Source organism: Xanthomonas sp. NCPPB 2866 (assembly GCF_041475745.2).
Classification (GTDB): domain Bacteria; phylum Pseudomonadota; class Gammaproteobacteria; order Xanthomonadales; family Xanthomonadaceae; genus Xanthomonas; species Xanthomonas arboricola.
In genome coordinates this window covers 280,516-306,715 of sequence record NZ_CM192975.1, presented here as the reverse complement: position 1 = coordinate 306,715, position 26,200 = coordinate 280,516, and the positions used below count along the sequence as shown (strand labels likewise).

Annotated in this window: 20 protein-coding genes; 10 read left to right on the top strand and 10 right to left on the bottom strand. The window is 65.6% G+C overall.

From position 1 onward, the window contains the following. Positions 1-7 precede the first annotated feature (7 nt). The 3 genes from ACCQ04_RS01275 to ACCQ04_RS01265 all read right to left on the bottom strand — a co-directional run bounded on the left by ACCQ04_RS01275 (position 8) and on the right by ACCQ04_RS01265 (position 1,613). A complete protein-coding gene (locus ACCQ04_RS01275; RefSeq protein ID WP_024939008.1) occupies positions 8-535 on the bottom strand; it encodes an RES family NAD+ phosphorylase in 528 nt (175 codons plus the stop codon). Then, positions 532-906: a hypothetical protein gene (locus ACCQ04_RS01270; RefSeq protein WP_016902050.1), complete on the bottom strand. Its 375-nt coding sequence runs from the start codon at positions 904-906 to the stop codon at positions 532-534. Before ACCQ04_RS01270 ends, ACCQ04_RS01275 begins: the two co-directional genes overlap by 4 nt. Positions 907-992: 86 nt before the next feature. After that, positions 993-1,613, bottom strand: a complete 621-nt coding sequence (locus ACCQ04_RS01265) for a TetR/AcrR family transcriptional regulator (protein WP_104553341.1) — start codon at positions 1,611-1,613, stop codon at positions 993-995. Between the two features lie 128 nt (positions 1,614-1,741). Here ACCQ04_RS01265 and ACCQ04_RS01260 point away from each other — a divergent pair, with 128 nt between their 5' ends. From ACCQ04_RS01260 to ACCQ04_RS01245, 4 genes are all read left to right on the top strand, one after another. Next, positions 1,742-2,905 carry an isovaleryl-CoA dehydrogenase gene (locus ACCQ04_RS01260; RefSeq protein ID WP_104553342.1) on the top strand — a complete coding sequence of 388 codons (1,164 nt, stop codon included), beginning with the start codon at positions 1,742-1,744 and terminating at the stop codon, positions 2,903-2,905. 10 nt (positions 2,906-2,915) lie between these two features. Then, positions 2,916-4,526 (top strand): carboxyl transferase domain-containing protein, encoded by a 1,611-nt coding sequence (locus ACCQ04_RS01255; RefSeq protein ID WP_226427041.1) that lies wholly within the window; start codon positions 2,916-2,918, stop codon positions 4,524-4,526. A gap of 242 nt (positions 4,527-4,768) precedes the next feature. Then, the gene (locus ACCQ04_RS01250; protein WP_226427042.1) at positions 4,769-6,796 is read left to right on the top strand and encodes an acetyl/propionyl/methylcrotonyl-CoA carboxylase subunit alpha; all 2,028 of its coding nucleotides are present in this window, start codon (positions 4,769-4,771) and stop codon (positions 6,794-6,796) included. Positions 6,797-6,899: 103 nt separating this feature from the next. After that, the gene (locus tag ACCQ04_RS01245; protein ID WP_226427043.1) at positions 6,900-8,987 is read left to right on the top strand and encodes a S9 family peptidase; all 2,088 of its coding nucleotides are present in this window, start codon (positions 6,900-6,902) and stop codon (positions 8,985-8,987) included. A gap of 149 nt (positions 8,988-9,136) precedes the next feature. Here ACCQ04_RS01245 and ACCQ04_RS01240 read toward each other — a convergent pair whose 3' ends face one another. After that, entirely contained in the window at positions 9,137-10,345 is a 1,209-nt protein-coding gene (locus ACCQ04_RS01240; RefSeq protein WP_226427044.1) for a putative peptide maturation dehydrogenase, read from the bottom strand. A gap of 95 nt (positions 10,346-10,440) precedes the next feature. On the opposite strand from ACCQ04_RS01240, the gene ACCQ04_RS01235 reads away from it, so the two are divergent. After that, on the top strand, positions 10,441-10,779 hold the full coding sequence (locus ACCQ04_RS01235) for an NHLP-related RiPP peptide (protein ID WP_024939015.1): 339 nt from the start codon (positions 10,441-10,443) through the stop codon (positions 10,777-10,779). On the opposite strand, the gene ACCQ04_RS01230 is transcribed toward ACCQ04_RS01235, so the two are convergent. From ACCQ04_RS01230 to aceB, 4 genes are all read right to left on the bottom strand, one after another. Continuing rightward, positions 10,719-13,379: a putative peptide modification system cyclase gene (locus ACCQ04_RS01230; RefSeq protein ID WP_226427045.1), complete on the bottom strand. Its 2,661-nt coding sequence runs from the start codon at positions 13,377-13,379 to the stop codon at positions 10,719-10,721. The genes ACCQ04_RS01235 and ACCQ04_RS01230 overlap by 61 nt on opposite strands. A 3-nt stretch (positions 13,380-13,382) precedes the next feature. Then, positions 13,383-14,459 carry a GGDEF domain-containing protein gene (locus tag ACCQ04_RS01225; RefSeq protein ID WP_039517644.1) on the bottom strand — a complete coding sequence of 359 codons (1,077 nt, stop codon included), beginning with the start codon at positions 14,457-14,459 and terminating at the stop codon, positions 13,383-13,385. 303 nt (positions 14,460-14,762) lie between these two features. Then, positions 14,763-16,058: an isocitrate lyase gene (gene aceA, locus ACCQ04_RS01220; protein ID WP_039517647.1), complete on the bottom strand. Its 1,296-nt coding sequence runs from the start codon at positions 16,056-16,058 to the stop codon at positions 14,763-14,765. A gap of 178 nt (positions 16,059-16,236) precedes the next feature. After that, positions 16,237-17,853 (bottom strand): malate synthase A, encoded by a 1,617-nt coding sequence (gene aceB, locus ACCQ04_RS01215; RefSeq protein WP_065033136.1) that lies wholly within the window; start codon positions 17,851-17,853, stop codon positions 16,237-16,239. Positions 17,854-17,972: 119 nt separating this feature from the next. Between aceB and ACCQ04_RS01210 the strand changes: the two genes are divergently transcribed. The 4 genes from ACCQ04_RS01210 (at position 17,973) to ACCQ04_RS01195 (ending at position 21,868) form a co-directional block, all read left to right on the top strand. Further along, complete coding sequence (locus ACCQ04_RS01210; protein WP_046345344.1) at positions 17,973-18,929, top strand: LysR family transcriptional regulator; 957 nt, start codon at positions 17,973-17,975, stop codon at positions 18,927-18,929. A 377-nt stretch (positions 18,930-19,306) separates the two neighbouring features. Continuing rightward, a complete protein-coding gene (locus ACCQ04_RS01205; RefSeq protein WP_226427046.1) occupies positions 19,307-20,569 on the top strand; it encodes a cation:proton antiporter in 1,263 nt (420 codons plus the stop codon). Positions 20,570-20,714: 145 nt separating this feature from the next. Next, positions 20,715-21,443 carry a helix-turn-helix domain-containing protein gene (locus ACCQ04_RS01200; RefSeq protein ID WP_104569279.1) on the top strand — a complete coding sequence of 243 codons (729 nt, stop codon included), beginning with the start codon at positions 20,715-20,717 and terminating at the stop codon, positions 21,441-21,443. 77 nt (positions 21,444-21,520) lie between these two features. Continuing rightward, complete coding sequence (locus ACCQ04_RS01195; protein ID WP_226427151.1) at positions 21,521-21,868, top strand: VOC family protein; 348 nt, start codon at positions 21,521-21,523, stop codon at positions 21,866-21,868. A gap of 157 nt (positions 21,869-22,025) precedes the next feature. Here ACCQ04_RS01195 and ACCQ04_RS01190 read toward each other — a convergent pair whose 3' ends face one another. Then, on the bottom strand, positions 22,026-22,658 hold the full coding sequence (locus ACCQ04_RS01190) for a TetR/AcrR family transcriptional regulator (RefSeq protein WP_039529027.1): 633 nt from the start codon (positions 22,656-22,658) through the stop codon (positions 22,026-22,028). 102 nt (positions 22,659-22,760) lie between these two features. Here ACCQ04_RS01190 and ACCQ04_RS01185 point away from each other — a divergent pair, with 102 nt between their 5' ends. Then, on the top strand, positions 22,761-23,816 hold the full coding sequence (locus ACCQ04_RS01185; protein WP_226427047.1) for an MBL fold metallo-hydrolase: 1,056 nt from the start codon (positions 22,761-22,763) through the stop codon (positions 23,814-23,816). 119 nt (positions 23,817-23,935) lie between these two features. Here ACCQ04_RS01185 and dcp read toward each other — a convergent pair whose 3' ends face one another. Next, a complete protein-coding gene (dcp, locus tag ACCQ04_RS01180; RefSeq protein ID WP_226427048.1) occupies positions 23,936-26,104 on the bottom strand; it encodes a peptidyl-dipeptidase Dcp in 2,169 nt (722 codons plus the stop codon). Positions 26,105-26,200: the final 96 nt, after the last annotated feature.

The window sequence follows — 26,200 nt, the reverse complement described above, 5'->3', positions numbered from 1 at the left end:
GGCCTCGCTACGCCTCGATCGGCGGATCGCCCCAACTACGCCCATCGCGCGGCAGGCGGCCATCGTCGAGCACGCGCAATACCTGTTCGGGCTGCAGCATGTCCAGAAACAACACCACGTTGATGCCCTCCGGCAACGCCATGCTGGGAAAGATCACGCCAGGGATCTCCGCCTCGCGCAGCATGTCGCCGAGCACCCAGCTCACCGGTTCGATCTTGTTGACCAGGGCCTTGCGCCAGTCCTCGGTCCAATCGGACCAGAGCGGATCCCAGCTTGCATCGAGCAGGCGTAGATCGGCCAACGCCGGCAGCTCGGCGGCGTAACTGACCAGGGTCAATGGCGGTAGGAACAGCGCGGCCTGCGCGTATTCGGCAGCAGCGGTTTCCAGCTGCAGCGACAGATACAGCGCCGGCTGCCCGAAACGATTGAAGCGCCCGCCCGAGCGTGCCGCACCGGCGCCGCTCAGCGGTTCGGCGGCCCAGCGCGGGGTGAAGGCGCGATACAGCGTGCAGTGCGCCGGGGCGCTCAGCTTCAACCGGCGGCCCCCGAGGCGACGGTGCGCAGATAGGTCAGCGCATCGTCGGTACGGCCCTGTTTGACCACTTCCAGCAAGGTGGCGAATTCGAACGCGGGAATCGGGGTGTTCTTGAGGTGGAACACCACCTGGCGTTCGTCAGGCTGGAGCTGCGTCATCGCCACCAGCAGGCGCGACAGGTTGCGTAGCAGGTCCTGCACGCGCGGGCTTTCCGGATGCACGCGCAGGCTGTTGCGATGCACACCGGCCAGCTCGGCCAGCTCCTGCTGCGACAGATCCAGCAGGCCGGCCATGGCCGAGGGCGACAGGATGGTGCGATCCGGTACGCGCAGGCGTTCGGTCAGGGCCAGGGGATTGAGAACGGCGACCATCGCACGACTCCAGCAGGACGAGTGCACAGTATATGCACAGTCAGAAGCGTTCATACGGCCCAGTTAGAGGCTCAGTCAGTGCACTGTCAGCCGGCCGGATGGGACGCGCCGACCGCGCGCAGGCAGAACCCGCAGATCGCCTCGACCAGTTGCTCGCCCTGCTGCGGGTCGCCGCGACTGGGGGCGATCGGTCCCACCAGCGCCTCGGTGAAGGCGCCGACGATGCAGGCCGCCGCCGCGTCCAGCGATTGCGGCGGGAACTCGCCAGCCGCCACGCCTTCGGCAAGCAACTGACGGAACACTTCGCCGAACAGGCGCCGGCCACGGATGCGCTCGGCATCCACCTCGCTTTCCACCGGCTCGGCGATGAAGGCGTACGCCAACGCCGGACCGGCCAGCGCGCGCCGCACAAAAGTGGCGATCGCATTGCGCAGGCGCTCGGCAGCGCTGGCCTGGGTGGTGGTGATGGCGCGCAGGATGGTCATCTCGCGCTGCACCGCCGCATTGAGAACTTCCACGAAAAGCTCGGCCTTGGAAGGGAAGTGCCGGTAAATCTGCCCGGTGGACACGCCAGCGGCAGCGGCGACGGCGGTCACCGGCGCATTGCGGTAGCCGCCTTCGGCGATCAGGGCGCGGGCCGCGTGCAGGATGCGTTCGCGATTGCCGGCCAGGCGTTCTTCCATCAGGGCGGAGCGTCGATAAGCCATGGTGTGATTCTGGGTTCAATAGTTGAATTTTAGTTCACTTTTTCATTGGGGACCGCTAGGCTGCGCACAAACGCCGTGCGGCCTGCCCGCTCCCACCCGGCACATCCCGATCCCTGCGGAGTCGCTCCATGCACGTGCCGTCCCTGAATTTTGCGCTTGGCGAAGACATCGATCTGCTGCGCGAAAGCGTGGCGGCCTTCGCCAGCCACCATATTGCCCCGCTCGCCGCCGTGGCCGACCAGGACAATGTCTTCCCTGCCCAGCTGTGGCGCCTGTTCGGCGAGCAGGGCCTGCTCGGGCTGACCGTGGAAGAAGAGTACGGCGGCAGCGGCATGGGCTACCTGGCGCATGTGGTGGCGATGGAAGAGATCTCGCGGGCCGGCGGGGCCATCGGCCTGTCGTACGGCGCGCATTCCAACCTGTGCCTCAACCAGCTGCGCAAGAACGCCACGCCGGAACAGAAGCAGCGTTACCTGCCCAGGCTGTGCACCGGCGAGCATGTCGGCGCGCTGGCGATGAGCGAGGCCGGCTCCGGCTCGGATGTGGTGTCGATGAAGCTGCGCGCCGATGCGCGCGGCGACCGCTATGTGCTCAACGGCAGCAAGATGTGGATCACCAACGGCCCGGACGCCGATGTGCTGGTGGTGTACGCCAAGACCGACCCGGATGCCGGCGCACGCGGCATCACCGCCTTCATCGTCGAAAAGGGCATGCCGGGATTCTCCACCGCGCAGAAGCTCGACAAGCTGGGCATGCGCGGCTCCAACACCTGCGAGCTGGTGTTCACCGATTGCGAAGTGCCGGCCGAAAACGTGCTGGGCACGCTCAACGGCGGCGTGCGCGTGCTGATGTCCGGGCTGGATTTCGAACGTGTGGTGCTGGCCGGCGGCCCGTTGGGCTTGATGGCCGCGGCGATGGACGTGGTGCTGCCGTACGTGCACGAGCGCAAGCAGTTCGGCGCGCCGATCGGCACCTTCCAGTTGATGCAGGCCAAGCTGGCCGACATGTACGTCGGGCTCAACGCCTGCCGCGCGTACGTCTATGCGGTGGCGCGCGCCTGCGATGCCGGGCTGACCACGCGCCAGGATGCGGCCGGCGCGATTCTCTACGCGGCCGAAAAAGCCACCTGGCTCACCGGCCAGGCGATCCAGGTGCTGGGCGGCAACGGCTACATCAACGACTACCCCACCGGGCGCCTGTGGCGCGATGCCAAGCTGTACGAAATCGGCGCGGGCACCTCGGAGATCCGACGCATGCTGATCGGCCGCGAGCTGTTCGAACGCACCGCCTGACGGAGCCACCATGAGCGCGATCACCAGCCAGCTGCAGGTCAGCGGCGAGAGCTTCCAACAAAACGCTGCTGCGATGCGCACCGTGGTCGAGGATCTGCGCCGCACGCTGGCGCAGACCGCGTTGGGCGGCAGCGAGGCTGCGCGTGCCAAGCACAGCGCACGCGGCAAGTTGCTGGTACGCGAGCGTATCGATGCCTTGCTGGATCCGGGCAGCGCCTTGCTGGAGATCGCGCCATTGGCCGCGCACGGTATGTACGACGATCAGGTGCCGTGCGCCGGTGTGGTGGCCGGCATCGGGCGCGTGTCCGGGGTGGAGTGCGTGATCGTGGCCAACGATGCCACCGTCAAGGGCGGCACCTATTACCCGATGACGGTGAAGAAGCATCTGCGCGCGCAGGAAATCGCGCAGCAGAACCGCTTGCCATGCATCTACCTGGTCGATTCCGGCGGCGCGTTCCTGCCGCTGCAGGATGAAGTGTTTCCCGACCGCGATCACTTCGGGCGCATCTTCTACAACCAGGCCAACCTGTCGGCCAACGGCATCCCGCAGATCGCCTGCGTGATGGGCTCGTGCACCGCTGGCGGCGCCTACGTGCCGGCGATGAGCGATGAAACGGTGATCGTGCGCGAGCAGGGCACGATCTTTCTCGGCGGTCCACCCCTGGTCAAGGCGGCCACCGGCGAAGAAGTCAGTGCCGAAGAACTCGGCGGTGCCGATGTGCACACGCGCATCTCCGGCGTGGCCGACCACTTTGCCGACAACGACCTGCAGGCCCTGGCGCGCGTGCGCGCCATCATCGCGCAGCTCAACTGGCGCAAGCCGGCTGCATCGCTGGCACTGCAGGCACCGCTGCCGCCGCGCTACATCGCCGACGAACTGTATGGCGTGATTCCTGCCGACACGCGCAAACCCTTCGATGTGCGCGAAGTGATCGCCCGCATCGTCGACGACTCGCAGCTGGACGAATTCAAGCCGCGCTACGGCAGCACTTTGGTCACCGGCTTTGCGCATCTGCATGGCTATCCGGTGGGCATCATCGCCAACAACGGCATCCTGTTTTCCGAGTCCGCGCTCAAGGGCGCGCACTTCATCGAGCTGTGCACGCAGCGTGGCATTCCGCTGGTGTTCCTGCAGAACATCACCGGCTTCATGGTCGGGCGCAAATACGAACATGGCGGCATCGCCAAGGACGGGGCCAAGCTGGTGATGGCGGTGGCCTGCGCCAAGGTGCCCAAGTTCACCGTGGTGATCGGCGGCTCGTTCGGTGCCGGCAATTACGGCATGTGCGGTCGCGCCTACTCGCCGAACTTCCTGTGGATGTGGCCGAATGCGCGCATCGGCGTGATGGGCGGCGAGCAGGCCGCCAGCGTCTTGGCCACCGTGCGCCGCGACGGGATCGAAGCCAAGGGTGGCGCCTGGTCGGGCGAAGAGGAAGCTGCGTTCAAGGCGCCGATCCGTGCACAGTTCGAGCAGCAGGGGCATCCGTATTACGCCAGCGCACGCCTGTGGGACGACGGCATCATCGACCCGGCCGATACCCGTCGCGTGCTGGGGCTGGGACTGTCGGCCGCATTGAATGCACCGATCAAGACGACACGCTTTGGCGTGTTCCGGATGTGAGGTGATGATGTCCGTCTGCAGGTGCTGCTCTTGGCTGTCTTGCGGTGTACACACACCTGCACGCAAGGCGTTGCGTGACGCCTGGAGCATTGCATGAGTGCGCACGCGTTGCCTGCGTCGAGCAGCGCATCGCGCGGGGGCGCAGCGGCGTCAGCTGTCATCGCACGGCGTGTGGCGCAATCCATGCAACCGTCTTTTCATCGCAGCGCCCGCCAGCATGGCGGCGTGCAGAGAACTTCGTCATGACCCAGCGCGAACTCACCACCGCAGCAAGACCGCCCTATTTCGACAAGATCCTGATCGCCAATCGCGGCGAGATCGCGTGCCGGGTCATCGCCACCTGTCGCAAGCTCGGTATCGCGACCGTGGCGGTGTATTCGGATGCCGACCGCGATGCGCGGCATGTGCGGCTGGCCGATGAAGCGATCCATCTCGGCGCCGCACCGGCGCAGCAGAGTTATCTGCGTGGCGATGCAATCCTGGAGGCGGCACGCGCAAGCGGTGCGCAGGCGATCCATCCCGGCTACGGCTTCCTGTCGGAAAACGCGGCGTTTGCCGATGCCTGCGCGCAGGCTGGCATCGTGTTCATCGGCCCACCGGCGGCAGCCATCCGCGCCATGGGCGACAAGAGTGCGGCCAAGGCGCTGATGCAACGCGCCGGCGTGCCGCTGACGCCGGGCTACCACGGCGACGAACAGGCGCCGGCCTTCCTGCGCGCGCAGGCCGATGCGATCGGCTATCCGGTGCTGATCAAGGCCAGCGCCGGCGGTGGCGGCAAGGGCATGCGCCGCGTGGATGCCAGCGCGGCCTTCGAAGAGGCCTTGGCCAGCTGCCAGCGCGAGGCGCAATCGGCTTTTGGCAATGCGCAGGTGCTGGTGGAAAAATACGTCGAGCGGCCGCGCCATATCGAGATCCAGGTGTTTGGCGATACCCGGGGCGAGGTCGTCTATCTGTTCGAACGCGATTGTTCGGTGCAGCGCCGGCATCAGAAAGTGCTGGAAGAAGCGCCTGCTCCCGGCATGAGCGAACAACGCCGGGCCGCCATGGGCAAGGCCGCCGTGGATGCCGCGCGCGCTGTGGGTTATGTCGGTGCCGGCACGGTGGAGTTCATCGCCGGCCCGGATGGCGATTTCTATTTCATGGAAATGAACACCCGGCTGCAGGTCGAGCACCCGGTGACCGAGTTGATCACCGGCACCGATCTGGTCGAGTGGCAATTGCATGTCGCCGCGGGCGAGCCGTTGCCGCTGCGTCAGCAGGACCTGCGCATCCATGGCCACGCGCTGGAAGCGCGCCTGTATGCCGAAGATGCCGACCGCGGCTTTCTGCCGTCGACCGGCACGCTGCGGCAGCTGCAGTTTCCCGCAGCCGGCGCGCATGTACGCATCGATGCCGGGGTGGAGCAAGGCGACAGCATCAGCCCCTACTACGACCCGATGATCGCCAAGCTGATCGTATGGGATGTGGATCGCCCTGCCGCCCTGGCACGCATGCGCGAGGCGCTGGCGCAATTCCATGCGGTGGGCGTGACCACCAACAGCGCGTTCCTTGCGCGCCTGATCGGCACGGCGTCGTTTGCGTCTGCCGATCTGGATACCGCGCTGATCGAACGCGAGCAGGCCGTGTTGTTTCCCCAGGCGGTCAGTCCGGCCAATGCCTGGTGGTGCCTGGCAGCGGCGTTGATTGCCGACGCGTTGCCGAAGGCCGCCGCCGATCCGGCCGACCCGTTTTCGCCATGGCAACACACCGATGGCTGGCGCATCGGTGCGCATGCCGCGCACGCCATGACGCTGGAGGCCGCAGGCGAGCGCCGCCAGTTCGGCGTGCGCCCGCTTGGCGATGGCTGGCAGGTCACGACTGCAGGCGATACCCACACGCTGCGCTACCACCTGCAGGGCGATGCACTGCGCGTGGAAATGGATGGCCGGCAATGGCGCATGCAGGTCCTGCGCGACGGCGACACCCTGACATTGCGCGATGCCACACAGCGGGCGACCTTCCGCCACCATGACACGCTGGCCGAAGCCGATCAGCCCGCGCACGACACCGGTGGCCTGACCGCGCCGATGCCGGGCCGCATCGTGTCGCTGGTCGCCCCGGTGGGGCAGTCGGTCACCCGCGGGCAGGCCCTGGTGGTGCTGGAAGCGATGAAGATGGAGCACACCTTGCACGCGCCCGGCGACGGCACCGTGGCGGCGTACCTGGTGGCCGAGGGCGAGCTGGTCGCCGAGGGTGTCGCGTTGGTGGAATTTGTGTCCGCGTCTGCGTAGCGGCGCCTGGTGGCGTGACCAACGGCACGTCCGCAGGGGCCGGCCCTGGCCCTAGCGTGGGGGAAGGCGGCCGGAGTGGCCGCGCCCCAGACCGGAGACGTCCATGCAACGCCTGCTTCTTGTTTCCAGCATGCTGCTCGCGCTGACCGCCTGCAGCGACAACGCCGCGCCCACCACCGACAAGGCCGCCACGCCGGCCCCGGCCGCTGCGCAAGCACCCGCGGCCCCCCCCGAACTGATCACCCGCGATGCGCTGTTCGGCAACCCGGAACGGGCGAACGTGAGCATCAGCCCGGACGGCAAGTACCTCAGCTGGGTCGCGCCGCTGGAGGGCGTGCTCAATGTCTGGGTCGCCCCGGTGGATGCACCGGATCAGGCGCGCGCGATCACCAAGGACACCGCACGCGGCATCCGCACTTATTTCTGGACCTATCAACCCAACACGTTGCTGTACCTGCGCGACAATGGCGGCGACGAAGACTTCCATCTGTTCTCGGTGAATCTGAGCGATGGCAGCAGCAAGGACCTCACCCCGTTCAAGAAGACCAACGCCGAGGTGTATCGCGTCAGCGCGCAGCACCCCGAGTCGATCATGGTCGGCATGAACGACCGCGATCCCAAATGGCATGACCTGTATCGGGTGGACCTGGCCTCGGGCAAGCGCAGCCTGGTGCAGCAGAACACCGACAGCCTGGATTCCTATCTGCTCGACGGCAACTACCAGCTGCGCTACGCCACGCGCGCCACCGACGATGCCGGCAGAGAGCTGCTGGTGCCGGACGGCAAGCGCTGGAAGCGCGTGGACCGCATCCCGTTCGAGGATGTCAGCAACACCTCGCCCAACGGACTGACCGACGACGGCAAGACGCTGTACATGCAGGATTCGCGCAATCGCGACACCGCGGCACTGTATGCCATCGACACCGCCAGCAATGCGCGCACGCTGCTGTTCGAAAACCCGCGCACCGATGTCGGCGCCACCTTGAACGACCCCAGGACCGGCGTGGTGCAGGCCGTGTCCACCGACTATCTGCGCGAGGAATGGAAGGTGCTGGACACCGGCATTGCCGCCGACCTGCAAAAGCTCAAGTCACTCGGCAGCGGTGATGCCAGCGTTGCCGCACGCACGCTCGACGATCGCATCTGGATCGTAGGGTATTCGGCGGCAGAGACACCGCTGAGCTACTACCGCTACGACCGTGCAGACGGCGGCAAGCTGACCAAACTGTTCTCCGCCCGCCCCGCGCTCGACGGCAAACCGCTGGTCCCGATGTGGCCGCAGGAACTGACCGCGCGCGACGGCCTCAAGCTGGTCAGCTATCTCACCCTGCCCTCTGAGGCTGACGCCAATCACGATGGCAAGGCCGACAAGCCGGTGCCGCTGGTGCTGTTCGTGCATGGTGGCCCGTGGGCGCGCGACAGCTACGGCTACGGGCCGTATGAGCAGTGGCTGGCCAATCGCGGCTATGCGGTGCTGGCGGTGAACTTCCGTGGCTCCACCGGCTTCGGCAAGGCCTTCACCAATGCCGGTAACGGCGAGTGGGCCGGCAAGATGCACGACGACCTGCTCGACGCCGTGCAGTGGGCGGTCAAGCAAGGCGTGACCAGGCCCGAGGACGTGGCGATCATGGGCGGCAGCTATGGCGGCTACGCCACGCTGGTCGGCCTGACCTTCACCCCGGACGCGTTCAAGTGCGGCGTGGACATCGTTGGCCCGGCCAACCTCAACACCTTGCTCGGCACCGTGCCGCCGTACTGGGCCAGCTTCTACAAGCAGCTGACCAAACGCATGGGCGACCCGGCCACCGAGGCCGGCAAGCAGTGGCTGACCGAGCGCTCCCCGCTCAGCCATGTCGACAAGATCAGCAAGCCGCTGCTGATCGGCCAGGGTGCCAACGACCCGCGCGTCAAGCAGGCCGAGAGCGACCAGATCGTCAACGCGATGAAGGCCAAGAACATTCCGGTCACCTACGTGCTGTTCCCCGACGAAGGCCATGGCTTCCGCCGCCCGGAAAACAGCAAGGCCTTCAACGCAGTGACCGAAGGGTTCCTGGGCCAGTGCCTGGGCGGCCGCGTGCAACCGATCGGCGACGACCTAACCGGCTCCAGCATCACCGTGCCGGAAGGCGCCGACAAGGTAAACGGTCTGAGCGATGCGTTGAAGACGCATACGCAGGCGATTCGGCGGTAACGCGATCTGCGGAGTGCTTGCTTTGGATCGACGTCAGCGCTCGCCTGCAACGACGAGCGCTGACGGTTGGATCAAGGTGCTTCAGCGAGCCGGTACGCTTGCCTGCCTCGCCAAGCGATCCAGATCGAGAGATGTGTGATGGTCTCTCGCTAATGGGGTCCGATGTCCTTGGCCGCCTCTGGATCACGACCAGCCGGCCACACTGCCCCGCCGGGATCCAGCTCGGTATTGTTCATTTCCTCGCCACGCCAACCGAATCCGCAGATGGCCAGTGGGCCGTCCTGCAGGCCGTCCAGGCCAAGCGCCTGTTCAATGTCCACCTCGTTGATCGCCGAGGTGACAAACGCTCCCAGCCCCAGGTCGGTTGCGCTCAGATAAAGCGTCTGCGCGATATGGCCGACATCCAGAATCATTGCGCGGTAGGCCTTGGCGTGGTTTCGATACTTCCAGAAACTGCGTAAAAACCGCGGTACCAGGATCACCAGCACCGGCGCATCGGCAAACCAGTGCTGCCCGGACACGGCGCGAAGCGCGAAGTCCACCAGCGGTTGCGGCGGCGACTGCAATGGCTGCAAAGCATGATCGACAGGGCGATAGTGATAGAGACCGCTCGTCATTCCCTCGACACGCTGGACCAGCAAGTAGGTTTCGGTGGGATGGAGACTCCCCCCCGACGGTACCGGCTTCTTCAAGAATGCGGTGTCGTGCCCCACTTCGATGCGCGCGCTTGCCATGACGCTGCGCTCAAGCATCTGGCCGAGCAAGATGGATGACAGTGGACGCTGCGTATCGAAATTGCGACAGGTGACGCGACGCGACAGTAGCTCATCGAATGTGCCCGGGGTTGACCGCGGCAAGGCAATGCGCGCTTCGACGCCACCCTCGCCTCGGTCTACGATTTCTGCCGGGGGGGCGCCCAGTCGGCCGACCATGCCTTCTGCAGTTGTCAGGCCATGCGCTTCCATGGTGGCCACGCTGTCTTCGCCACTCCAGCGCGCGGATCGATGCCACAACGCAGCCAATGGCCACCAGCGCTGCTGCTGCACGCACTCGTCGTTGCGGCGGTGCTGAACATGTTGTGGTTGATCGCTGATCACAAGACCTTGCTCGATCAAACGCTCCGCCCAGATTGGCAACGGATGCACCCGATCGATGGACTGCCAGCGCGAGGAACTCAACTCGCCCAGCCATTCGCGCTCTTCCTCTGAAACCTCCACCTCCGCCTCAAGATGAGGCGCGAGCGCCAGCCATCGTGTGCGGCGACGCAGGCCATCGCCCCCGGCAAGCAATCGTGCAAGATCAAACACCGAATCGTCGCGCAGTTCAAAAAACAACGTGGCACAGCGACGAATTTGCATAGGAACATCTCAAGGACGCATGAGTACGGTCGATATTGTGTCAGGTCCCACGTCATACAACAGCACACTCCCTCACCTTCCAGGCAAGCCACACCATGACTGACGCAGCCAATGACACCCATCTCCCGTTTGATGCATCCACAGCCGACAAGCTGCTGGAGCTACTGGCAACCGATGACGACTTCCGCGACTGCTTTCAATGCAATCCGGCGCAGGCGCTTGCCCAGATCGGCGCACCTGGCGTGAGTGCGGACAACGCCGTCCCCGGCGTAGGAGAGGCTTATTACTGCATGAACACCAATCAGCTCGCATCCAAGCAGGACATTGCAGCGGCTCGCGCCGAGCTGCAGAGCTACCTGACCGAAAAGGCCAATCACACCGTGATCTTCGCCTTCGAATCGGACAGCATGCGTTCGACCCTGTTACGCAAGTAAGCAGGCAGACTCGGTAAAGGCCAGGCGCGCGCAAATTCCTGGGCCTGTTCGCGCGCCTCCTGGCTACGGCCGAGTGCGTGCAGCGATTCGGCCATCCAGAGCTGGGCCAGACGCGCATCGGCAACATTGAGCGGCTGCAGCGTTTGCGACGCATTTGCTTCGATGTAAGCACGCCCGCGATGGAGAAGCAGCCAACGTGCCTGTTGCAACGCTTCAGCGTGCCGACCGCTGTCGTGCAACAGCGTGTACAGCGTCACGCGTGTCTGGAAAAGATCATCGTCATTGACCGGCAGGCGCGCGATGGCTGCTGCACGGTCGCCCGACAGTGCCAGCTGCTGGGCTTCGACAATGGCGCGCAGGTCGGCAAGCACCGGTGTTTCATGCACAAGCGCCGGCTTGATCGCCGCAAGCGCGTGGGCGGTGAGGCTGTTATCGCCGCTCCGCTGCGCCTGGCTTGCGAGGATCAATACCATTGCGGCATTGTCCTGCAGGTTTACCGTTGCCGACCCGTCGTCAATGACAGCCGACACCAGCCGATCGAACGTCGGCTTGAGCGCTGCCGCCGTCGCCAGGGACGGATCGACCAACGCATCGGTTGTCACCGCAATGACCGAGAACTGGCGACGGTTGAAATCGTCGCCTTGCTTGCTGCGCGTCAGACCTTGTGCGATCGCTGCACGTGCAGCGCTCCAGTCGGCCTGATCGATTGCGATGCTGGTGCGATCGATCAATGGCACCACATCGTCGTTGGCATAGCCTTGCTCGATGATCCTGTCGAGCGTTTGCTTCGCTTCGACATGGCGGTTCAACACCGCAAGCGCGTTCGCCTGGCGCCGCAGCGGGCCGGCGCGATCGGCATCGCCGGGAATGGAAAAGCGCTGCAGCGCCGCTTCGGCCTTTCCCTGTGCCAGCAAAATGCGTCCAACCCGATCGGTCGCGATCGCGCGCAGCGGGTCCTGCGGAACATCGGCCGCCTGCGCGTACGGCAACGCGTCGGCAAAACGATTGGCAACGAACAGGTGCCACGAGGCGTTCGCGGTGCCGGCAAAATTGTCCGGGTAGAGCGAGGCCAGCGTTCTCCACAGCGTCAATGCCTTGTCGGGTGCTAGCAACTCGGCTGCCCATGCATCCATGTACAACTGGTCACGCTCAGGCAAACGCTGACGGAAACGAATTGCCTTCTCCAGGTACGGAAGCGCACCACGGCGATCGGAGATAGCCACCTTGATGCGTGCCGCCCCCAGATACGCGAGCGCAAATTCCGGATCGATGGCCACCGCGCGCTCGAACAGTTCCAACCCTTCTTTCCATTGGCCTTGCGCCGTTGCGTCAACCCCCAGGGCATAAGCCCGCAGCGCATCCAGGCTGGACGTGGTCACGGCGGGTAACGGCACGGAATTCTTGTCGATCGAGGCCACCACCTCACCCAGCCCCTGCCTGAGCTTGCGGGTCACCTGATCCACCGAGGACAGTGCCGATGGCAAGCCATCGCCTTGCACAAACTCCGAGTAAACCGTGGTCTGGGTCCGCGGATCCACCAATTCAACGCTGAAACGAAGCTTGCCGCCAATCTCCGCAACAGTCGGCAGCAGCACAGCGCTTGCACCATCGCGCAGCGCCACTTCCGAGGCGATGGCGCGATCGACGATCACGCGATCCGGATCGCGCTTCATCCGCGCCATGGTGTCGCGCACTTTCATCTCACTCAGGACATTGACGTAGCGCGACTGCTCCAGGCTGATGCGCAGCGCCTGGTCGAGCGAACTGTCGAGCAACGTATTGCCGGTGAGATTACGCAGATCTCCGACCACCACCCACCCACGTTCGGAGAACGCAATGGCTGGCTCGGAACGGGTGAAAAACCACGCCGACACGCACACGGCGACGACCAAGGCAGTTTCCGCCAACAGTGCCGCCGGCCGCCGCCACAGCGGAATATCCCGCCATGCCTTCGGCGAATGCTTCGGCGCGCGCAATGGCGTGACATCGATCTCGCCGACCTCATAGATCTCCATCGGCGTGGGCACGCCCTTGAAGCGCCAGCGGCCGTGGGATTTCCACAGGATGCGTTCGCCGCGGTCGCCCAGTTCGCGTGCGGCGCGGTGGGTCAACGACTCGGCCACTGCCGACAACAGGATCTGCCCGGGCCGCGCCATCGACATCAGGCGCGCGGCGGTGGGCTTGGCCAGGCCTTCGACTTCCAGCGGTTTGGCACCGATGCTGACCGCTTCGTCGCTATTGCGCCAGGTCAGCACTTCGCCGACGTGCAGGCCCTGCCGCGCGCATAGCGTCAGCGCGCGGGCATCGCCCATCGCCTTGAGGCCACGGGCGTAATCCAGCGCAAAACCCAGGCCGTCGATGGGACGATCGAACAACAGCAACAATCCGTCCGAGCGGTCGATCAGCCGGCCACGCCACTGCTGCTGCAGTTTAACCACCAGCCGGTCGTGCTCACGAAACAGCGCGGCGGCGGCGTTGTCACCGGTACGCTCGACCAGCGCGGTCGAGTCGCACAGGTCGGTCAGCAGCAAGGTGCGCAAGCGCGGCGCCTGGATCGCTTCCGACGACGCATCCTTGCGTGCGTGGGTGCGGGCGCTCATTGCTCAGCGATTGTCCGACGTGGCTGCGTTGCCGGGTGGCTGCGTGCTGCCCGACCCCAGCGCTTCATGCATGCACAGCACATTGCCGCCTTGCCGCTTTGCTTCGTACAACGCGCTGTCGGCCAGCGTGTACCAATCGTTCCATGCCGCGTCGGCATCGATCATGCACAGGCCCAGGCTGACCGAGCAGCCCTGCTCGCTCTGGCCGTTGCACAGCCGCGCTTCCACTGCACGCACGATGCATTCGCCGATGTGGTGCAGCAGCTCCCGGGTGCCCTGCGCGACCAGCACGCAGAATTCGTCGCCGCCGAGCCGGCAGGCCAGGTCACCGTCGGCGATCACCGAACGCAGCGCGTGGGCGACATTCTGCAGCACGCGGTCGCCAGCGAGATGGCCGAATTCGTCGTTGATGCGCTTGAAGCGGTCGCAATCGATCAGGATCAGGCCCACCCCGGGCACGCGACCGGCGCGCCGGCATTCCTGCAGATGCAGGGCGAGCCCGCGGCGGTTGTGCAGGCCGGTGAGTTCGTCGGTGCGGCTGAGTTCTTCGGTGTGGTTGAGCTGGTGCGAGGTGACGTAGAGGTTGTCCAGCGCCGCTTCCAGGTCGTGGTTGCGCCGGCGCAGCTGGCGGATCAGCAGCTGCTCGTTGTTGACCACCCGCACGATGGAGCGGCGCAGGAAATGCGCCACCATCGACGGGTCGTGATCGACCAGGCGCTGGAAGTCCTCGTGCGCCAGTTCGATCAAACGGGTGTCGGTGGATGCGCTGGCGCCGGCACTGCGCGCATGGTCGCCGATCAACAGGCCAAGTTCGCCGAAGAATTCGCCCGGGCCCAGGTGCTTGAGCATCAGGTCTTCGCCGAAATCCAGATCGATCTGACCACTGACCACAATGAACATCTGCGTGCCCACTGCACCGCGCTCGAACAGCGCCTGGCCGGCGGCCAATTCGCGGGCGCGGCCAAAGCGGGCGAAAAACCCCAGCTCTTCGGCAGTCATGAGCGCATGCAGCCCGTCCGACAGCGTCTTTGCAACGCTCCCCGTCGGCTCCACTGCGCCGGCAGTGTTATGGCACGTCATCCCAAAATCCCTTAGACCGACCTGCAGCGCCGGCCTGCCTAAGCATCGTACAGGAGCGTTTTGTTCAGCACCAGGTCACACTCCCTCTCATTGAGATTGAGACGAAATGACGGGTATTGGCAAAAAAAATCGGGCTCGGTTTCCCGAGCCCCTCGCCCCTGCTCCCGGCAGAGCCCGCCATCCTCTCCGACAGGCCACCACCACCCCCAGCGGTGCTAGCAGGGGCTTGGCGGTGGGCGAAGCCCGCTGCTCCGTTTCACCCGTCGGCCGGCCGGCACGCGGTCGCGGCGTCTGCGCGCTGGGTTATGCGGCCTTTTCGCCGTGAAACTGCTCTTCCTCGGTCGAGCCACGCAGCGCGGTGGTGGACGACTGGCCCTGCTGGATCGCCTGCGTCACCGCGTCGAAATAGCCGGTGCCCACCTCGCGCTGATGCTTGACTGCGGTAAAGCCCATCTCGGCCGCCGCGAACTCGGCCTGCTGCAACTCGACGAAGGCGCTCATCTGGCGGCGTGCGTAGCCATGCGCCAGGTTGAACATGCCGTAGTTCAGGGCGTGGAAGCCGGCCAGGGTGATGAACTGGAATTTATAGCCGTAGCTCGCCAACTCGGTCTGGAATCTGGCGATGGTGGCGTCATCCAGGTTCTTCTTCCAGTTGAAGCTCGGCGAGCAGTTGTAGGCCAGCAATTTGCCGGGGAATCTGGCATGGATGGCTTGCGCAAAGGCGCGCGCAAATTCCAGATCCGGCTTGCCGGTCTCGCACCAAATCAGATCGGCGTACGGCGCGTAGGCCAGCCCGCGGCTGATCGCCTGATCCAGCCCGTTGCGGGTCTTGAAGAAGCCTTCGACGGTGCGCTGCCCGGTGGTGAACGGCTGGTCGTTGGCATCCACGTCGCTGGTGATCAGATCGGCCGCCTCGGCATCGGTGCGCGCGATCAGCAGCGTGGGCACACCCAGCACATCGGCCGCCAGACGCGCGGCATTCAACTTTTCGATTGCCTCGCGAGTAGGCACCAGCACCTTGCCGCCCATGTGGCCGCATTTCTTCACCGATGCCAGTTGATCCTCGAAGTGCACCCCGGCCGCGCCGGCCTCGATCATCGCCTTCATCAGCTCGAAGGCGTTGAGCACGCCGCCAAAGCCTGCCTCGGCATCGGCCACGATCGGCTGCAGGAAGTCGATGTCGTCATTGCCTTCGGCGTGATGCAGTTGATCGGCGCGCAACAAGGTGTTGTTGATGCGCTTGACCACCGCCGGCACCGAGTCGGCCGGATACAGCGACTGGTCCGGATACATCTGCCCGGCCAGGTTCGCATCGGCGGCGACCTGCCAGCCGGACAGGTAGATCGCCTTCAACCCGGCCTTGACCTGCTGCATCGCCTGGTTGCCGGTCAACGCGCCCAGCGCATTGACGAACGGCGTGGCGTGCAACGCATTCCACAACTTGTCCGCGCCCAGCCGCGCCAGCGAATGCTCGACATGCACGGTGCCACGCAAGCGCACCACGTCGGCGGCGGTGTAGTTGCGGGTGATGCCGGCCCAGCGCGGGTTGCTGGCCCAGTCTTGCTGGATCTGTTCGGCGGTCTGCAGTGTGCTGCTCATGGTGCGTTCTCCTGGCAGGGATACGACGGATGCAACGAGGAAGGAAGGGGCGCATTGATACGCGCCGGGCATGGCAAGGCCGTCGTTGCGCGCCTGGGCGCAACCGGCGGTTTGATGCATGACGTGAATGGATTGCAGCGACAGCGCGCGTGCGCCGGCGTGTCGCTGCAGCGTTGGCTCAATCGATCAGGCGATACGCCGGCACGGTGAGGAAGTCGGCCAGCGCATCGGCACGGCTGAGTGTGTCCAGCAGTGCAATGGCGTCGTCGATGCGTGCGGCGCCGGGCAATGCATCGGTCGCGCCCAGGCGTGCCGGCAACGCACGCAACGTGGCCTGCAACAGGGGCTGATCGATCGCAGTGCCGTCGTCCAGGTGCTGGCCGTGATGCAACCACTGCCACAGCTGCGCGCGGCTGATTTCGGCAGTGGCGGCGTCTTCCATCAGGTTGTGGATGGGCACGCATCCATTACCGTCCAGCCAGGCCGCCAGATAACGCACGCAGACTTCGACATTGCCTTCGAACCCGGCGCGGGTGACGGTGCCTGGCGAAGGCGCGATCAGCATGTCGCGCGTCACCTGCACGTCGTTGCGCAAAACATGCTGCTGATGCGCGGTGGGCATGTGCTCGTCGAAGATCTTCATCGCTACCGGAATCAACGCCGGATGCGCCACCCAGGTGCCATCGTGGCCGGCGCTGACTTCGCGCAGCTTGTCGGCACGCACGCGCGCCATCGCCTGCTCGTTGGCGGCCTCGTCGTGATTGATCGGAATCTGCGCCGCCATGCCGCCCATCGCATGGGCGCCGCGGCGATGGCAGGTCTTGATCAACAGTTCCGAATACGCCTTGAGGAAGGGCTGGGTCATGGTGACCTGGCCACGTTCGGGCAACACGCGGTCGCGATGCGCGCGGAAGGTTTTCAGATACGAAAAGATGTAATCCCAACGGCCGCAATTGAGCCCGACGATGCGCTCGCGCAGCGCGTGCAGGATCTCGTCCATCTCGAATACCGCCGGCAGCGTTTCGATCAGCACGGTCACCTTGATCTGCCCGTGCGGCAGGCCCAGCATCGCTTCAATATGCGCCAGCGCGGTCTCCCACAGCGCGGCTTCTTCCATGCTCTGCAACTTGGGCAGATACAGATACGGGCCACGGTCCTTGGCCAGCAGCGCGCGACCGTTATGGAAGGCGAACACCGCCGCATCGAACAGGCCGCCAGCCAGCGGCTGCCCATCGATGAGCACGTGCTTCTCATCCAGATGCCAGCCGCGCGGGCGCACGATCAACACGGCGCGCTCGGCTTCCGGGCGCAACGCGTAATGCTTGCCGTTGGGCGCATCGAAGCTGAGATCGCCGCGCACCGCAGCGGCCAGCGTGCGCTGGCCGGCCAGCAGGTTGCGCCAGGTCGGCGCGGTGGAATCCTCGAAGTCGGCCATGAACACCTTGGCGCCGGAGTTCAGCGCGTTGATGACCATCTTCGGATCGGTGGGGCCGGTGATCTCCACCCGGCGGTCCTGCAGCGCCGACGGCAGTGCGGCGACGCGCCAGTCGCCATCGCGGATGGCGCGGGTATCGGGGCGGAAATCCGGCAGCTGGCCGGCATCGAACTCGGCCTGGCGGGCGCGCCGCTGGGCCAGGCGCTGCTGGCGGCCGGGTTCGATCGCGCGGTGCAACGACACCAGCAAGGCCAGCGCGGCGGCCGGCAGCAGTTCTGCCTGGCCTGCGATCTGCGTGGTCAGCGACAGCCCGGGCGTGGCGCGTTCGGTGGGACGTGGGGCAAAAGCGGTGGCAGACATGTCGGGGAGTCCTTGTGCATCCGGACCTGCACCGTGCGCCGACGGAAATTATTTGACAAAGCAGTTTTATCAATGCTGTAAATAAGCCCGACTTATATTGGGTTTCAGAACACACCCAGATGTCGCCAACCCCGCGATTTTCCTACAAATCCGACCGGCTCAAGCCCCTGCGTGCGTTCTGCCAGACGGTGCGTCTGGGGTCTGTCTCACGGGCGGCTGAGGCACTGTACGTGAGCCAGCCGGCGGTGACGCTGCAACTGCAGGCGCTGGAACGCGACCTGGGGGTGGCCCTGTTCGAGCGCTCGGGGCGCCGCATGGCACCCAGCCGCGAGGGCCAGCTGCTCTACGACATGGCGCTGCCGCTGGTGGAGAGCCTGGACGGGCTGGAGGCGAGCTTTCGCGAGAAGGTGCGCGGGCTGGATGCGGGCGAGCTCAATATCGCCGCCAACAGCTCCACCATCCTGTACCTGCTGCCGCGCATCGTGGCGAACTTCCGCGCGCGCCACCCGGACGTGCGGCTGACCCTGCACAACGCCATTAGCGCCGACGGCACCGACCTGCTGCGCGAGGACGCGGTGGACCTGGCGATCGGCTCGATGCTGGACGTGCCGGCCGACCTCAACTACGCGCCGGTGTATCGCTTCGAACAGTTGCTGATCACCCCGCCCGACCACCCCTTGGCAAGCAGGTCCACGGTCACGCTGCAGGATCTGTCGCCGTATCCGCTGATCCTGCCGCCGCGCCGGCAGGTGACCTATCGGTTAGTCGATCTGATCTTCCAGCAGGCACGGGTGCCCTATACCGTGGCGTTGGAGGTGGGCGGCTGGGAAGTGATCAAGCAATACGTGGCGATGGACATGGGCATCTCCATCGTCACCGCGATCTGCGTCACCGATGCAGACCGCGACAAACTCGCCACCCGCTCGCTCAAGGACTACTTCCCCACCCGCAGTTACGGCGTGGTGGTGCGCAAGGGCAAGTATCTGTCGCCGCAGGCGCGTGCGTTTATCGAGCTGATCCAGCCGGATCTGTTTACCCCGCGCGGGTATGACGAGAGTGGCGATTCGGAGCGGTGAGTCTGCTGCCGGCTGTGCGCGCGTGAGTTCGCATCGCGCCTGAGCTTGCTCGCCAGGCACCGCGCATGAGGCCGCCACGCGCTCTCCATCTGCGATCCCGTGTGCGACATGCGGGTTGCCGTTGACGGCGTCGTTCGATCAAGCCGTGCAAGCGCACACAAGCAGCACCGACGACGGTTCCCGCCTGCAGCGCGAACCACGCCACATTGCCGCAGCATGTCGGCTCGATGCAACCGCACGGCGGTTGTCGTCATAGACTAGGCCGATGTTGTGGGGACGGCATGTCACCGCTGATCAGTCCGGGGAAACAACTGACCAGATGCGCAGCCGTCCCGCACTGCAGGGGCGAGCCGACTCAACCAACCAAGGCTGACGCAATGAATCCGACCATGCTGTTGCTGGTGCAGTTGGCGCTGATCCTGGGCGCGGCGCGTGCATGCGGTGCGCTGCTGCAACGCTTCGGGCAGCCGCCGGTGATCGGCGAAATGGCCGCCGGCCTGATGCTGGGGCCGATCGCATTCGGCGCGTGGCTGCCGGAGTTGCATGGCGTGTTGTTCGCCTCCAGCAGCTTGCCGCCACTGTCGGGCCTGGCCAACATCGGCGTGGTGCTTTTCATGTTCATCGTCGGCGCGGAGTTGCGTGCGCCGGAAGGCACCACTGCGCAGGTGCGCGCGTCGGTGCTGGTGGGGCTGTCCGGTATCGTGCTGCCGTTGCTGCTGGGGCTGGCCGCCGCACCGTGGTTGTTTGCGCGCTTTGCTCCGCAAGGCATCGGCTTCTGGCCCTTTGCCTTGTTCATTGCCGCGGCGATGTCGGTGACTGCGTTTCCGGTGCTGGCGCGCATCCTCAAGGACCGCAACATGACCCGCACGCCGGCCGGCCGCCTGGCCCTGGGCGCGGCGGTGATCGACGATGCCACGGTGTGGATGTTCCTGGCGATCGTGCTCACCCTGACCGGCGGCAATAGCCATGGCGGCGTTGCGTTCACTGCGGCCGGTGCGGTGGTGCTGATTGCGGTGGTGTTCGGCGTGTTGAAGCCGGTGTATGCGCGCGTGCTCACCCCGCGCGCAAGCGATGGAAGCTATGCGCCGACTGCGCTGGTGTGGGTGCTGATCGGTATGCTGGCCTGCGCCGCGGCGGCTGAATGGATCGGCCTGCATGCGATCTTCGGCGCATTCCTGTTCGGCATCTGCGTACCGCGCGATGACCGCCTGCTGGAACACCTGGCCGGGCGCATCGAACCCCTGGCGATCACCCTGCTGATGCCGGTGCTGTTTGCGGTCGCCGGCCAGGCCACCAGCCCCGGCGTGTTCGTCGGCGCAGGTGTGGCCGGCTTTGCGCTAGTGGTCGGCGTGGCGGTCACCGGCAAGCTGCTCGGTTGCACCCTGGGCGCGCGCCTGAGCGGCCACGATTGGCGAGATAGCCTGAGCGTGGGTTCGCTGATGAACGCACGCGGCCTGATGGAACTGGTGGTGATCAAGATCGGCCTGGACAGCGGCGTGATCGGGCGGGACCTGTTCACCCTGCTGTTTGGCATGACCTTGGTGACCACGGTGATGGCCTCGCCGATGGTGGCCTGGTTGCAACGCGGCCGGCACACCGTCACCGCCAACGGGCTGGGCGCGGGTAACCAGCCGCATTGACGAGGCAGCGCCAGGCTGCCGGATGCGGCCAAGATGGTTGCGTCGGCGCGGGCCTGCGATGTCGACCGAATGCGGTCGACGCCATGCACTCTCATCGCTGCGGCCACCGAGCCACACGGCATCCACCTCTTCGCACAACGCACTGATGTCCGAACTCTCCGAGTCCTGTTATGCCGAAAGCCCGGCACCGCCGGCGTTACACACGCAGCTGCAGTGCAGTTGGCGTTTTCGCCAGGGCACGGCCGCAACGGACCCGGTGCTGGTCTTGCCCGATGGCAGCGTCGATCTGATCTGGGATGGCACGCTGCTGTTGGTTGCCGGGCCCGATCGCACCGCCGCCATGGCAGCGTTGGCACCGGGCAGTGCGCTGAGCGGGGTGCGCCTGGCAGCGGGTGCGGCAGCCGGCCTGTTGAAGCTCCCGCTGCATGCCATTGCCGACCAACGCGTTGCACTGGAATCGCTGTGGGGCGTGCAAGGGCGCACCTGGCAACACCGCCTGGAAGACGGCGCCGACCCGCTACACACCTTGCAGGCGCTGTGCCGACAGCACGGCACATCGCAAGACCGCCAGATGGCGTGGCTGTTCGATCGATTGCGTGCCGGCACCCCCGCCCGGCTGAGCGAATTGACCCAGGCGCTGGGTCTCAGCGAGCGCTCGTTGCGCCGCCGCTGCCAGGATGCGTTCGGCTATGGCAGCAAAACGCTGGAGCGGGTACTGCGCCTGCAGCGCTTTTTGCGTATCGCCGGCCAGCACCGCAGTCTGACCGACGCCGCGCTGGATGCCGGTTACGGCGATGCGCCGCACCTGGTGCGCGATGCGCGCCAGCTCACCGGCCTGAGCCCGCGCGTGTTGGTACGGCGCCACGCACGCTGAGTTGGCCGTTTTCGCCAAGCCAGTCATACGCGCCGACTGCATGCTGTACCTCCACTCGCGGAGGACACCACGCCATGATCGACAACACGCCGCAGCACCGCATCGACTACCTCGAGTTCGCCGTCGACTCGATCGCCGTCGCCAAGGCTTTTTACGGGCAGGCCTTCGACTGGACGTTTCAGGATTACGGCCCAGATTACTGCGAATTCCGCGACGGCCGGCTGAGCGGTGGCTTCTTCCACGGCCTCGCCCAGCCCGGTGGTGCGCTGGTGGTCCTGGCCTCCGACGACCTCACCTACAGCCAGGCACGCATCGAAGCGGCGGGCGGGCACATCACCAGGCCGGTCTTTGCGTTTCCCGGCGGGCGACGTTTTCATTTCACCGATCCGCATGGCTATGCGCTGGCGGTGTGGTCGAAGGACTGAGCGCGCAACATGCGCAGGCTGCAGCGGCAAGGGTTGCATAGACAGCGTGGCGCAAGACGCAGGCGTTGCCCTGCAGCGCTGCGGTCGACCCGCAATGCGAGGAAGATCCGGCCTGCGATGCGGGGCGGCGCTGCGCCGGAACGCGCATCGCAGACCATCACTCGCGCCCGTACAAACCCAGGAACATCGCCACCGTCGATTCGGCCACCTGGGCGCGTTGCTGCGGCGACAGCGGCGGCTGGCCCATGGCGATCTGCGGCCAGAACGCAAAGCCCTTGATCAACGCCTGCAGTTGCTGCGCGCCGACCTCCGGCTCCACGCCCGCCAGCCGGCCGTCGGCCAGTGCGGCGCGCACCCAGGTGGTGGTGCCTTCTTCCTTGCTGCCCAATTGCGCGATCAGCGCACGCGCGCGCTCGGGCGAATGGATGCCTTCGGCAATGGCGACACGCGACAGGTCGATAAACGCCGGGTCGTCGAGCAGGTGCAGTTTCTGCTGCAGCAGCTGGATCAGCTGCGCGCGCAGCGGCTGGTCGGGCCGGTAGACAAGATTCACCGCGTCGGCGCTGCGTTGCCACAGCCCGCGCAGGATCTCGCCGAACAGCGCGTCCTTGCTGGGGAAATGGTTGTAGACGGTGCGCTTGGACACGCCCGCAGTGGCCGCCACGCGGTCCATGCTGGTGGCCTCGAAGCCATGCTGGCGGAACTCGACAATGGCCGCCTCGACGATGGCGTGGCGCTTGCGGTCGGTCAGCCGCTGCGGCGCGGGCCGGGGGGAAGATGCGCTCGACATCGGATCATTTTACACCCGACAGTTTACTTTCAGCGGGATGAAACTACACTGCTCGGTGTAATTTCCTCCTGCTGTCGTTCATTGCTCCCGATCGGACTCCCCATGGCTTCCTCTCGCCCTTCCCCGTATGCCGATTCACCGCAGTTTCGCGGCGGCCGGTTCCGCAATGCGTTGCCGCTGCCGACCACCGCGCTCAGCCTGCGCAAGCAGATCGGCCTGATCTGGACCGTCCTCTTCGACAAACCCAGCACCACGGTGCCGTCCGCGCCGCTGCCGGTACAGCCGCTGACACGCGCGCAGCTGCTTGCCGCGCCCGATCGCAGCCTGTATCGCCTGGGCCATTCCACCGTGCTGATGAAGCTGGCCGGCGGCCTGTGGCTGACCGACCCGGTGTTCTCCAGGCGCGCCTCGCCGGTGCCGTTCGCCGGGCCCAAGCGCTTCCATGCGCCCCCGATCGCGCTGGACGAGCTGCCGCCGCTGGCCGGGGTGATCCTGTCGCACAACCATTACGACCACCTCGACCGCGCCAGCATCCGTGCCCTGGCCGACCGCGTCGGCGTGTTCGTCGCGCCGCTGGGCGTGGGCGATCTGCTGGTGCGCTGGGGCGTGGACCCGGCCAAGGTGCGCCAGCTGGACTGGTGGGACACGATCAACATCGATGGCCTGCAACTCACCGCCACCCCGTCGCAGCATTTTTCCGGGCGCGGCCTGTTCGATAGTGGTCGTTCGCTGTGGTGCTCCTGGGCGATCCAGGAGCGCGAGCTGCGCGTGTTCTTCAGCGGCGACGGCGGCTATGGCCCGCACTTCAAGACCATCGGCCAACAGCTCGGTCCGTTCGACGTGGCGCTGATCGAAAACGGCGCCTACGACCAGCAGTGGCCGCATGTGCACATGCAGCCGGAGCAGAGCCTGCAGGCCTACCTGGACGTCGGCGGGCAGACCCTGCTGCCGATCCACAACGGCACCTTCGACCTGGCCATGCACGCGTGGCAGGAACCGCTGGACCGGATCGTGGCCTTGGCCGACAGCGCCGGTGTTGCGCTGGCGACGCCGCGCATGGGCGAGCGGGTGGATCTGAATGCGCCCGGCAATCGCCTGCGCTGGTGGCGACAGGATGCTACGACTCAGGCATCGGATGGCCTGGTGGCGCCGCGCTAGCCAGTGCGGTGCACGCATCCACAAACAAAAACGGGATGGCGCGTGGCCATCCCGTTTCGATTGCTGTTGCAGCTACTGCACACGCATGCGCCAACGACGCAGGCGCGTCATCCAGTGGCTCACTCCGTCAGACCACGATTTTCCAGCAGCGCCTTGACGCTGGGATCCTTGCCACGGAAATCGCGATACAACGTGGCCAGGTCGACGGTATTGCCGCGCGAAAGGATCTTGGCGCGGAAGGTGTCGCCATTCTTGCGGGTCAGGCCGCCGTTTTCCTTGAACCATTCGAACGCGTCGTCGTCGAGTACTTCCGACCAGAAATACGCGTAGTACCCGGCCGAATAACCGCCGCCCCAGATGTGGTCGAAATAGCTGCTGCGATAACGCGGCGGCACTTCGGCCAGATCCACCTTGAAGCGCTTCAGGGCGTCGGCTTCGAACTTGCTCACGTCCTGCAGCGGCGCATCGGCCGGCTGGGTGTGCCAGGCCAGATCGAGCAACGCGGCCGATAGGTACTCGGTGGTGGCGTAGCCGCTGTTGAAGGTCTTGGCCTTCTTGATCTTCTCCACCAGCTCGGCCGGCATCGCCGTGCCGGTCTGGTAGTGCTTGGCGTAGTTGGCGAAGACCTTGGGATCGGACGCCCAGTGCTCGTTGAACTGCGAGGGGAACTCGACAAAGTCGCGTGAGGTGCTGGTGCCGGCGATCGAGGGGTACTTCACCTTGGAGAACATGCCGTGCAGCGCGTGGCCGAACTCATGGAACAGCGTGGTGACGTCGTCGAAGCTCAGCAGCGCCGGCTGGCCGGCGGCCGGCTTGGTGAAGTTGCAGACGTTGTAGACCACCGGCTTGGCACCGGTGAGACCGTCCTGCTCGACGAACACGTCCATCCAGGCGCCGCCGGACTTGCTGTCGCGCTTGAAGTAGTCGGTGTAGAACAGCGCCATCGAGGTACCGTCCGCGTCGAACACTTCATACACCTTCATGTCCGCGTGATAGGTCGGGATGTCGGTGCGCTGCTTGAAGGTGATGCCATACAGCTGCGTGGCCGCGTAGAAGACGCCGTTCTGCAGCACGTTGTCCAGCTCGAAATACGGCTTGATCTGCGCCTCGTCCAGGTCGTACTTGGCCTTGCGCACCTGCTCGGCGTAGAAGTCCCAATCGGAGGCGGCGAGTTTGAAGTCTCCCTTCTGCGCGTCGATCACCTTCTGCATCTCGGCCACTTCGCGGCGCGCCTTGGCGGTGGCGGCCGGCACGGTGTCGGTCAGCAGCTTGAGTGCGGCGTCCGGGCTCTTGGCCATCTGGTCGCCCAGGCTGTAGGCGGCGTAATTGTCGAAGCCGAGCAGCTTGGCCTTCTGTGCGCGCAGCTGCGCCAGACGCTGGATGGTCTGGCGGGTGTCGTTGGTATCGCCCTTTTCCGCGCGCGTTTCCGAGGCCTTGAGCACTTCGGCGCGCAGCTGGCGGTCCTTCAGCGAGGCCAGCACCGGCTGCTGGGTGGTGTTCTGCAGGGTCAGCAGATACTTGCCGTCGAGCTTGCGCGCCTTGGCCGCATCGGCGGCGGCGGCGATGTCGCCCTCGCTCAGGCCGTCGAGCCTGGCCTTGTCGTCCACCACCACCGCACCGGCGGCCGAGGCGGCCACCAGACGGGTATGGAACTGGGTGGAGAGCGTGGTTTCTTCGATATTGAGCTTGCGCAGGCTGGCCTTGTCGGCCTCCGACAGCTGCGCACCGGCACGCACCAGCTCTTCGTAGTCGCGCTCGACCAGACGCTTCTGCTCCGGCTCCAGGTTCAGCGTGTCGCGCTGGTCGTAGATCGTCTTGACGCGTGCGAACAGCTTCGGGTCGAGATTGATCTCGTCCTGGTGCGCAGCCAGCTTGGGCGCGATATCTTCCTGGATCTTCTGGCGTGCATCGCTGGTATCGGCCTGCACCAGCCCGAAGAAGATGCGCGACACGCGTGTGAGCGTTTCGCCGCTGCGCTCCATCGCCTCGATGGTGTTGTCGAAGCTGGGCGGCTCGGGGTTGTCGGCGATCTTGCGGATGTCGGCCAGGTGCAGGCGCATGCCTTCTTCGAAAGCCGGCAGGTAATCGGCGTCCTTGATCTTGTCGAACGGCGGCGCCTGGAACGGCAGCGTGCTGGCGGTCAGCAGCGGGTTCGGCGCAGCATCCGCGGCCGGGGTGGTGGCGGTCTTTTCGGGCACGGTGGTGGACTCCTTACCGGACGAATCTTTTCCAGAACAAGCAGCCAGTGCCAGGGTGATGGCAGCGGCCAGAACGACGGTACGCGACATGGCGTGTGATTCCTGAGTGGGTAGCGCAGCCGGTCACGCTAGCGGGTTTGCGCAGCGTCGGCATGTGCCGTTGGATTGGGAAGATGGGTGCGGTTG

Coding starts and splice junctions, on each gene's coding strand:
- ACCQ04_RS01255 (WP_226427041.1), top strand. CDS start 2,916: ATGAGCGCGATCACCAGCCAGCTGCAGGTCAGCGGCGAGAGCTTCCAA.
- ACCQ04_RS01225 (WP_039517644.1), bottom strand. CDS start 14,459: ATGACGTGCCATAACACTGCCGGCGCAGTGGAGCCGACGGGGAGCGTT.
- ACCQ04_RS01245 (WP_226427043.1), top strand. CDS start 6,900: ATGCAACGCCTGCTTCTTGTTTCCAGCATGCTGCTCGCGCTGACCGCC.
- ACCQ04_RS01230 (WP_226427045.1), bottom strand. CDS start 13,379: ATGAGCGCCCGCACCCACGCACGCAAGGATGCGTCGTCGGAAGCGATC.
- dcp (WP_226427048.1), bottom strand. CDS start 26,104: ATGTCGCGTACCGTCGTTCTGGCCGCTGCCATCACCCTGGCACTGGCT.
- ACCQ04_RS01210 (WP_046345344.1), top strand. CDS start 17,973: ATGTCGCCAACCCCGCGATTTTCCTACAAATCCGACCGGCTCAAGCCC.
- ACCQ04_RS01205 (WP_226427046.1), top strand. CDS start 19,307: ATGAATCCGACCATGCTGTTGCTGGTGCAGTTGGCGCTGATCCTGGGC.
- aceA (WP_039517647.1), bottom strand. CDS start 16,058: ATGAGCAGCACACTGCAGACCGCCGAACAGATCCAGCAAGACTGGGCC.
- ACCQ04_RS01235 (WP_024939015.1), top strand. CDS start 10,441: ATGACTGACGCAGCCAATGACACCCATCTCCCGTTTGATGCATCCACA.
- ACCQ04_RS01250 (WP_226427042.1), top strand. CDS start 4,769: ATGACCCAGCGCGAACTCACCACCGCAGCAAGACCGCCCTATTTCGAC.
- ACCQ04_RS01260 (WP_104553342.1), top strand. CDS start 1,742: ATGCACGTGCCGTCCCTGAATTTTGCGCTTGGCGAAGACATCGATCTG.
- ACCQ04_RS01185 (WP_226427047.1), top strand. CDS start 22,761: ATGGCTTCCTCTCGCCCTTCCCCGTATGCCGATTCACCGCAGTTTCGC.
- ACCQ04_RS01265 (WP_104553341.1), bottom strand. CDS start 1,613: ATGGCTTATCGACGCTCCGCCCTGATGGAAGAACGCCTGGCCGGCAAT.
- ACCQ04_RS01270 (WP_016902050.1), bottom strand. CDS start 906: ATGGTCGCCGTTCTCAATCCCCTGGCCCTGACCGAACGCCTGCGCGTA.
- aceB (WP_065033136.1), bottom strand. CDS start 17,853: ATGTCTGCCACCGCTTTTGCCCCACGTCCCACCGAACGCGCCACGCCC.
- ACCQ04_RS01200 (WP_104569279.1), top strand. CDS start 20,715: ATGTCCGAACTCTCCGAGTCCTGTTATGCCGAAAGCCCGGCACCGCCG.
- ACCQ04_RS01240 (WP_226427044.1), bottom strand. CDS start 10,345: ATGCAAATTCGTCGCTGTGCCACGTTGTTTTTTGAACTGCGCGACGAT.
- ACCQ04_RS01190 (WP_039529027.1), bottom strand. CDS start 22,658: ATGTCGAGCGCATCTTCCCCCCGGCCCGCGCCGCAGCGGCTGACCGAC.